Origin of the sequence: Lysinibacillus sp. GbtcB16 (assembly GCF_019091145.1) — a bacterium.
Classification (GTDB): Bacteria; Bacillota; Bacilli; order Bacillales_A; family Planococcaceae; genus Lysinibacillus; species Lysinibacillus fusiformis.
The window spans coordinates 1-229 of the sequence record NZ_JAGXJV010000975.1 but is presented as its reverse complement, the minus strand read 5'-3'; the positions used below and the strand labels follow the sequence as shown (position 1 = coordinate 229).

Genomic DNA, 229 nt, shown 5'->3' with positions numbered 1-229 from the left:
ATAGGCAATCGCATCTTGGCCGCCAGGCATTATGTCCAATGCGTCCAAAATTTGCTGAGCCTCGCCGGGTTTACGGTACGCCAGTGCACTGCGCGTATCATCGAACATATGGGCCAGCTTGCGAAGCTCTTCCGTTCTTCCGCCGACGGATACGGTCACTTCGACTTTCAACAGGCTGTTCAACGTATGCGCCAATTCTTCTGCAAGGTGGAAGAGGCCTGTCCTCAAG

At 54.1% G+C, this 229-nt stretch carries 1 protein-coding gene; it reads right to left on the bottom strand.

Annotated features, from left to right (window positions below):
* On the bottom strand, window positions 1-183 hold a 183-nt coding region (locus tag KVT27_RS26490; RefSeq protein WP_217582366.1), incomplete at its 3' end, for a hypothetical protein.
* Window positions 184-229: the final 46 nt, after the last annotated feature.